This window comes from Segatella copri (genome assembly GCF_003465495.1).
GTDB lineage: Bacteria > Bacteroidota > Bacteroidia > Bacteroidales > Bacteroidaceae > Prevotella > Prevotella copri_G.
On record NZ_QSAV01000064.1, the window covers coordinates 5324 to 12647 of the forward strand.

Below are 7324 nucleotides of genomic sequence, written 5' to 3' on the forward strand. Positions count from 1 at the left end.
CTTATTTAAAAGATATGATAGTATTTGTGCAATATCCTTTGGTATTACATTCCTAAATATCACATACAAAGACAGGCGTAATTACCCACCGAGTTTTACAATAAACTATATTGATTATCTTAAAGGATATTTTGTTGGTTTTGGGTCTATAATGTATGGTTTGTTTAGAATTTTTGAATAAATAATCAAGTAATATATCACGACTTATAATAAAGTAGGACATGGAAAATAATTTTAATTTTATAAATTTTTCCTTTTTTGAAATAGATTCTCTGACAGCTATGAAAGAAGCTGTCAGAGAAGTGTTTATTCAAGATTTCCAAAAAGGGAAAGCTAATTTTATCAAGACTCCTTTTATTATATCAGAATTCATAGACCCTTCTTATGGAGGAAAACATGATGATGTATTTTGTTGTTGGCAAGTTTCACATTATCCTAATAAGATATTCTTCATTTCAAATTCAGGTGATGGAAGAATAACATTGTGTAATGTACTTCGGTTGAAATTGCATTGTAGTTTCTACCAATTTGCCCTTTCCAATGATAATGCCTCTCCTTTTTTTCTGTTTCATCATTCTTCAAAACAAGGAATAACTAGAGATGTGCTGAACTACAAAGAAGACAGATGGCAATTTTATGCAAAGGGACCAATTAATAGCATTGAAGAAATCGAATTTTACAAAAACAGAAAAATTCGAGAACGTCTCAACAAAGAAATCCTTTTGCATTATTTGAAAAAAATGGGCATTTCTTTCTGGGATATAGACAAAAGTGTAACTGATTATTTTATAGTTAAGCGTAGTGTGTAAAGTTGCAATTGCGTTGACAGACCATTAAGTTATTATGATGATTAAGTTGTAAAAGTTAAAATAAAAATGAGGGTATATTAATTTGCATACCCTCATTTTATGATAGTTATAGTCAAACTGAAATAGTTTGAGGAAATCTTAAGGTTTCATGTTCGATGGATAAAACAGTTCATGAATAGCATATTAAAACAATTCTATGCAATAAAATCAAATGTCAATCGTTCTTTAGATAAAACATAAAATAAAGACGTATGAAAGTATCAACAAAACAAAGTAGCAAGATTGAATGTCTAAAATTTCTTGAACCGTTCATAAAAAAAGAATGGTTCAAGAAACTTGTGTGCTTTGTTAAACACATGAGAAAGAATAAGATTATGAGGTGGGTAGCAAATATTGCTTTTATCTTTATTGTAACGAGGATTGGTCTTTATTACAGTTACATCTCTGCACATACAATCCTTGAATTTCCATTTTGGGTGTGGGGAATCATACCTGCCATAGCTATTTTTGTATTGTTGTTCGTTGTTGGAGCTAAGGGAAAAGAAGTTCCATTTGCTATATTTTTCGGGTGCTGTGTCGGTATTTTTATTACTGGATTGCTGATTATGCTGGTTCAATCAACTAACTATTGGTTTGCTAATTCGGAATCCTATCATAGAGAAGCGTATGTTATGGGGAAGAGACATATAACAAACAATGGTTATAGACATTGGTTTTCAAAGTTTAATGTGAGTTTAATATTTTTAGATAATAAAGAATACTTTAGATTGGATGATTCTGATATTTATAAAACATGTGACCAGGGTGATACCGTGAATGTAACTTTGTGTAAAGGTCTTTATGGCATACCTATTGTCAAGAATTTGAAAACTGAAGTTGTCCCTGCGGATTGACAGTCGTAAGGACTATTAGTAAAGATTCTATATCTGTTTTTGACTTTATGTGCCTTTTAATGGCACGAAATTTATTTGTGTATAATCATTATTTGGTGGAAAATATGGTAAAAAAGATAATTTTATTATTGGTGGTCATTTTGCCCCTTTGTGGTTGCAATCAAAAAGTCCAAGGCACAGAAACCTCTGAGAATGACAGCATAGCGGAATTTTTCAGGAAGTTTTATGTTGGCTGTAATGACTATTATGTTCAAAGAGTTAATGTCGATGATTCTAAAGGCAAAGCCTACTGTCAAGCTTTGCAAGACGATTTTGTATCATTCCTCAAAAACTTCTGCTGTGATGATATTGTTGCTGACGTTAATAGGATGAATTTTGATATATATGGGTGCGATATAGATACCCTTAATGATAGTGTATTTGGTTCTTTGTATGTGGAAAAGATGAAATATGACAAGAATGTTTATATAGTGCATCTGCAAACAGATTCCCTACATATTCAAAGACCATATACACTTACCAAACAGGGTGGAAAAATGAAAATCTCTGCCATTGGCAAACGCAAACTTCCCATGGTATTTTGTAATGACACTTTATGGATAAAGGATAGTCCTCAATGTATTGATGAATTTAATAAATGGCATGGAGTTGCTATCTCAACCAATTATGATGTAGTTGATAGCTTAAAGCTCGCTAAAGATTTTAGAGTGGCAATTTTGTCTCCTAATTTTGATAGTTGGAAAGATGCTCCTATACCTCCGATTTGCTCTGATCGTCTCTTGCTTGTTGAGTATAAAAATAAACAGGAGGTTTATGATAATGTGATAGGCAATGGAGAGCCTACTGGAGGGTGGTTACCATATGAAATGCTGGTTAAACCATGGGAAGACAAAACTACGGATTTTGTAGAACGCAGTGACTTCATTCTTTCATATGGTGATGGTAATGGGTACAAGATTTATTATACAATAGGTATCAAAATGATAGAAGGTAAGGCTTATGTGACGGGCATAAAGTGGGAAGAACATGACTCTGGACTTTCATTTCGCAAACAAATCGTACAAGAGTATGATGGCAAGCAAATGCCTTTATCTTCATATAGTAGGTGTATGCCTTGGGAGTTGTCGCAAGAATAGGAATCATTAATCGATAACATATTTATAGTAGAAAGAGAAAATTGGCTTTTTCTACTCATTCCATGTAAAACGTTTTATCATATGACATGCATATATATACGACAGTAAATCAATGAATCTATACGACAGTAAGTCATCATATATGCAATTCTCTGCTTACCGATAGGTTGATTCAGATACTCGACTTTGGAGAGGTATCTACCGATAGGCAAGTGCTTTCGAGAGTAACTCGAAAGGTTTTGAGTAACTCAAAACATAACTTGCTATCGTCAGATACCTCGATTTTTCAAATCATCTCAGAGTCTGAAACCACGTTGCCTTTTAGGAGTGCGGAAACGTGGTTGAGGCTCGTCAACAATTTCGAGTTTGAAGACATCTATCAACTTCCTAATGGCAGGATTCTGTTTGATGAGGACTTGAAGTCTTGCTTCTGCAGGCTTGATTTTGAGCAAATAATCAGCAATGTCCAAGCCTTTAGCTTTATCTTCTTCGCAGGCTTGATGCTCTAAAAAGTCGAAAAGCGTTGCACGGATGCCGAGAACTTGCATCATTGGCAGCTTATCTTGCCAAACTGTTGTCGCTCCCAAATCAGGGAATAAAATCACATCTCTGTTTTTCAGAACAGATAGCGACTTCGTGTTAAAGCAACCATTCTTACCACCACTTGCTATCCATAAGAATTGAGGAAGATAGTAGGAGGCTATCAAGGCTGTCTTCTCACTTTCAACCAATGCTATAGGTTTGGTCTTGGCTACATTGATAAGATGCTCACCAAAGAAGCATTGACAGAGATTGAAATCCTTGTGGGGGATAAGCGAGTGTACCCATGAAACATGGCTGTATGGTTCTTTTACTCGCTTACCTGTCTCAGGATTATAGAGCATAACCTTACCAGTTCTCACCTTGCCTTGATTGTCAACTTGCCAAAATACCGTGGCACCAGTCCAGTGTTTGGAAGTTCCGACATGATATTTCTCTATCAAAGAAAGTGTAGCTGCTTCACCGAATTGAGAAGATAGAAACAAGAAAAGGTTGTTTGCCTCATAACATTTCTGAGAACTTCGCATGATGTTCTCGTCTATATAAGAAGTGGGTAATGGCTTTGGCATTTCTCTCTTCTTATATGAAATTGTATCATCCTTTGTGAATGTCTCATTCTTCTCAGGATTCTTCTCAAAAAAATCCTTGGGAGTGAAGTGATAACCACAACTTTGCTCATGGTTGCAACGACCCACGTAGGGAGGAAACTCAATCTTCCCTTCTGTGTCAATATATCGGGCGAAGCTACGTTTCTTATGACATTTCGGACATGTATGTCGGGTAGCGATGCCTTTGTATGGCTCTAATATGAATCTATGTGTACTCATTTCATTTCTTTTTTATGTGGCGGTTCTGTCGGTTTTGTCGCTTTTGGTATTAAAACCGTCAAAAGCGACAAAACCGACAATACCGTCACGGGGTAATCTTTGAATATTCTCCATGCTTCTCTTTGCGAAATAGGACTCCGATGTTATCATTCAGAAATCTTTCCAATGTCCTTGACTTCATGTCGTTCTCTTTGGCGACATCATGAGCTTGGGCAGTAGTGAATGTTGCAGGAAGATGGTTGACGATTGCTTGTTGTTGAGCGGTGAGCATATTCTCGTTGAGGATATTTTGTACTGATATGGCAGAGTTCTTGAAATACTCTGTCAATCGGATGGCTCGCTCTACACTCAGCAGGTCGATGGCTTCCTTATCACATTCTCCACACGTCCATCGTGCCAATTGAATAATCAGACAGAAACGGATGATGTATATCTCCAACTTGCAATAGATGCTGACAATGGTATCATTTGTTTCATTGTCGCATTGCTCGGAGAAATGATGCTGCCATTCATAGAGCCTTGCCTTAGCTTCTTCAGTGAATGATAAGACATGAGGCTCGATTTCCTGTTGCTCATTTATTGGACACTCCATATCAATAAGGTGTTGAATGATGTTTTGCCAATCTCGCTCTATATTATCGGGCAACTCTCGGTCACTCCATCTCGCTTTCTGCTGAAGGTTAGGCATGACGAACAAAATGCGATCGATGAAGCCGTTGCTGGAGCGTTCGCCTTTCGCCAACTCACTAAGTATCTTCTTTTGGATGGTTCCGATTACTGAGATATAGGGGCGTTTAATGAAGATGGAACTCTTGGAACTTCTTCTGTCTGATATGGTTGTCTTGGCGCTAAAGACAGATAACCAGAACTGTTCCTCTGAACCATTGTTATAGCGGTTGAAGTTCTTGAACCATGCAGACAACTCGTCTGTCCATAGGCATAAACCCCTCTTGTTCTGCGCATGAATATAGCTCAAGCCTTCTGGTGTGACATCAGAGACCAAGAAACGTTTGCGTACAGGTTCTTGCGGAAATCCATCCTCTCCATTTTCAATGCGTTCCTTGCGAGACATGCACATCTTTTCCTCAAACTTACTGTATTGCTCCTCGAACAACTTGTTTTGCTCATAGTCGTAATCGAGGAATGGCTTCATAGCGAAGCTAAGTGGGTGGCTCTTGTTGGCTCCTGGTCTTCCGATAAGAGCCATGTATAAGATAGGACTTTCAAGCCAACCTTGTTTCATCTGTGCCAAGTGCGTGTTGCCGATACCAACAGCCAATGCAGTGAGTATGGCTGCTGATATATAGTCGGTAGGAAAACTGTGGCATTCGTGTACCTCCTTGATGATTCTCTGAATCTTGGCAGGAAAGATGCTTACGGGAAACTGGCTTCCTGATAGGCGAGTACTCATATCAATAGCCTTATCCATGATAATCATTGGATTGATGGAAGTTTCCTTATTGTTATTTAAAGCTGTCATTTGGCATAGAGTTAAAAATTATACATTGACTTGGGTTTGCGCTTCATTCCACCTTGCATGGCTTTTAGCATTTCATAATGGTTCTGCTCCTTGGTAGCTTTTCGACCATTCTCAATCCATGCAAGCAGCTCATCCTTATAGAAGTATAGCTTCTTACCTTTTTTATAGGATGGCAGAATGCCTTGGTTAACCAATCGATAAATGGTTGGCTTCGACTTCATAATAATAATAGCAGCCTCATCAATCTCAACCAATATATGGTTATTTGCTGATGATGTAGGTTGAAGTGCTGATACCATTTGCTTCAACTCGATAACTTGTTCTGTTAAATAAGATACCGCTTGTGGTAACTTATCAAAGGTGATACTTTCATTTATCATATCTGTTCATTTTTATTATTCGGGTACAAAGTAAATGAGTTATGTAATGGAGATAAATATCACTGAGATATAACCTCTGAAAAACCGCTCAATGCTTATCAGTAACAATAATGTGTCTTGATTCCGCCTTGAACATCTAAGCTTGGTAGTAATTCTATGATGCAGGTACCTTCCATTCTTAACTTCCTTATAATAGTGGATATTTCCACATCAACCAGCGCATCAGCAAAAACTTGTTTTATAAAGGTTGCTGTATCAATGCCTTTCTTCTTGAAAAGGTTTCCTATATTCCAAGCATAATGCATTAAGTCAATAGTACGAATAGCCTTGTCAACAATCAATGAATGATGTCTCATGTGTGTAGAGGCACAACACTGGAAAATAGCGATGTTGTCACAAAGTTGGTTCAAATGCTCCTCCCTCATATAGGCAGCAAAAGTTCTTCTGGTATAATCGATAGCTGAGTTTAACAAGACCTTTTCCTTTTTGGCTTTGTCTTCCAATGCTTCCTGTCTCAACTGTTCATAGCTTGTAATACAAGAAGAGGCTTCATCTGCATAGACGAAAGTTACATCTTCCAGATTTAGCTCTTCTCCCTCGTCATATGTATTTGTTTCATTGATGGCAATAGAAGACAGACGCTTTCTTTCTGTATTGTTTACTGTATTACAAAAGATATGCTTAAACCATGGGGCAAGCAATCGTACTATACTATCTAAGGCGTGGAGATAAACAACCATCAGTATGGTAGTTGAGATAACGAACGTCAAGTTGCAGCTAAAGGTGTCTACACCATATTGCATAGCTTCGTTGCGAACAAGTGCACCAATGATAGACATTGCACACAAAACCAATAAATGCTGTGTCAAAAATTCTTTTTTAAACTGTTTCATATTGCGTATTATTAATCATTTGTGGCGCAAAAATAGGAAAAACTGTAGAAACTGACACGTGAGTCACGCGTGACTCACGTAAAACTTTTAGGAGCCTTTAACTAAAAAGCCCGATATTGAACATTTTTTCAATATCGGGCACCATGAAATGAATGCAATGGATTTATTTAAGAGAAATCTTATTTGCTGTCTCTCTTTTCTTTGCGTTCACGAGGTCGGCATATATCTGTGTTGTGCTTACATTCTTATGGGTAAGCATTTTCGAAACCGTGTAAATATCTGTGCCTAAGGCGATTTGGATTGTTGCATACGAGTGCCGGAAACAGTGCACAATTTAAGCAAAAGCAACGGAAAGTGAAGATGAGA

At 37.2% G+C, this 7324-nt stretch carries 8 protein-coding genes and 1 pseudogene; 4 read left to right on the plus strand and 5 right to left on the minus strand.

Features of this window, described 5'->3' with window-relative positions:
* The 4 genes from DWV53_RS16000 to DWV53_RS14070 form a co-directional block, all read left to right on the plus strand.
* A partial coding sequence (locus DWV53_RS16000; protein ID WP_220432017.1) for a hypothetical protein occupies positions 1-181 on the plus strand: 181 nt, incomplete at its 5' end.
* Between the two features lie 40 nt (positions 182-221).
* On the plus strand, positions 222-809 hold the full coding sequence (locus DWV53_RS14060) for a hypothetical protein (RefSeq protein WP_118155127.1): 588 nt from the start codon (positions 222-224) through the stop codon (positions 807-809).
* Positions 810-1060: 251 nt separating this feature from the next.
* Positions 1061-1702: a hypothetical protein gene (locus tag DWV53_RS14065; RefSeq protein ID WP_118155130.1), complete on the plus strand. Its 642-nt coding sequence runs from the start codon at positions 1061-1063 to the stop codon at positions 1700-1702.
* A gap of 104 nt (positions 1703-1806) precedes the next feature.
* Positions 1807-2838 (plus strand): hypothetical protein, encoded by a 1032-nt coding sequence (locus DWV53_RS14070; protein WP_147468810.1) that lies wholly within the window; start codon positions 1807-1809, stop codon positions 2836-2838.
* Between the two features lie 296 nt (positions 2839-3134).
* Here DWV53_RS14070 and DWV53_RS14075 read toward each other — a convergent pair whose 3' ends face one another.
* The 5 genes and pseudogenes from DWV53_RS14075 to DWV53_RS14095 form a co-directional block, all read right to left on the minus strand.
* A complete protein-coding gene (locus DWV53_RS14075) occupies positions 3135-4205 on the minus strand; it encodes a DUF6371 domain-containing protein (RefSeq protein WP_118155136.1) in 1071 nt (356 codons plus the stop codon).
* Between the two features lie 85 nt (positions 4206-4290).
* The gene (locus DWV53_RS14080; RefSeq protein WP_118155139.1) at positions 4291-5685 is read right to left on the minus strand and encodes a YfjI family protein; all 1395 of its coding nucleotides are present in this window, start codon (positions 5683-5685) and stop codon (positions 4291-4293) included.
* 11 nt (positions 5686-5696) lie between these two features.
* On the minus strand, positions 5697-6065 hold the full coding sequence (locus DWV53_RS14085; RefSeq protein ID WP_118155142.1) for a helix-turn-helix domain-containing protein: 369 nt from the start codon (positions 6063-6065) through the stop codon (positions 5697-5699).
* A gap of 98 nt (positions 6066-6163) precedes the next feature.
* A complete protein-coding gene (locus DWV53_RS14090) occupies positions 6164-6958 on the minus strand; it encodes a hypothetical protein (RefSeq protein ID WP_118155145.1) in 795 nt (264 codons plus the stop codon).
* Between the two features lie 163 nt (positions 6959-7121).
* Positions 7122-7286, minus strand: a pseudogene (locus DWV53_RS14095) (tyrosine-type recombinase/integrase); the annotation flags it as partial.
* Positions 7287-7324: the final 38 nt, after the last annotated feature.